The sequence below is a fragment of the Psychrobacter sp. Arc9 genome (genome assembly GCF_041431295.1).
Lineage (GTDB): Bacteria > Pseudomonadota > Gammaproteobacteria > Pseudomonadales > Moraxellaceae > Psychrobacter.
In genome coordinates this window covers 1-1,167 of record NZ_JASMRK010000060.1, presented here as the reverse complement: position 1 = coordinate 1,167, position 1,167 = coordinate 1, and the positions used below count along the sequence as shown (strand labels likewise).

Annotated in this window: 1 protein-coding gene; it reads left to right on the top strand. The window is 36.8% G+C overall.

What is annotated here, in order from left to right; all coding sequences use genetic code 11:
* The first annotated feature begins 121 nt into the window (after positions 1-121).
* Positions 122-1,138 (top strand): hypothetical protein, encoded by a 1,017-nt coding sequence (locus tag QO187_RS13790; protein WP_371548665.1) that lies wholly within the window; start codon positions 122-124, stop codon positions 1,136-1,138.
* Positions 1,139-1,167 lie beyond the last annotated feature (29 nt).

The following is a 1,167-nucleotide window of genomic DNA, read 5'->3' as shown; positions in this document are numbered from 1 at the left end:
TTTTTAGTCATGGTAAACTCCTTATCGAGTTGTTAGTTTACCAAGTTTTATTCTACGGTTTCTTCAGCATACCTCATAGTGTTAAACTATAAAAATTTGAAAGTTACAATTAGGATCTAAAATGTACTCAACTCCCTCTAATACCGATATTTTGATAATGTGTGCATTAAAAGATGAATATGACCAACTCATTGAGGTAAATAGTGGAATATCTAAAAACTGGCAAGAATTTAATGTCAGTGATAGAAACGCTTCTAAAGCTGAATTTGTAACCGATTCGGGCACTACTATTACTATTGTTGCAACATGGGTAGCATCTATGGGAAGAGAAAGTGTACAAGCTGTTGTTGGACGCTTAATAAGTGAGTTAAACCCTAAATGTCTTGCTATGAGTGGTATATGTGCTGGCAGAAGAGGTAAAACTCAACTTGGAGATGTTATCTTTGCAGATCGTTTATGGTCTTATGATGTTGGTAAGCGAGTTGTAGAGAATGGTATCGAAGTCTTTCAAGGCGATACGTTGCAGTACAAACCAAGTGAAACAATAGTTCAAAACATGCAACGTACAAGTACGTTATATAAAAATCAGAGTATGGCATGGATGGAATTAAAGCCTCAGTATTCTTTAGAAGCGCAAGAAAACTGGGTATTGAGTCAATTAATAGATAATAAGAAACCAGTTGAACAAGATAATTTTGATGAAAAGTGTCCAGATTGGAGCGATGTTATCTTGAGACTTAGAAAAAGAGGTTATATCGAGAAACCAGTTAAGTTAACCGAAGCGGGTATAGAATATATTCAAGATTTATTATTACTCAACCCGAGAGGACTACCAGCAGAACCAGAGTTTTCTGTCCATGTTGCACCTATCGCAACAGGAGCAACTGTTACTGAAGATGAGCAAATATATAATAAGCTTTCAAGTTATATGAGAAAAGTGCTAGGACTAGACATGGAAGGAAGTGGGTTAGCTGCATCAGCTGATAGCTACGATATGCCATTTATATTTGCAAAAGGAGTATCAGATTTTGCAGATCCTTATAAAGATGATCGTTACCGTACTTTTGCAGCACGTGCTTCAGCTGAGTTGCTTGACCTATGCTGTCAAATCCGTAGACCTAAACTTGGGAGATTTTAATCAAGCGGCCTGACGATAATGATCAAACC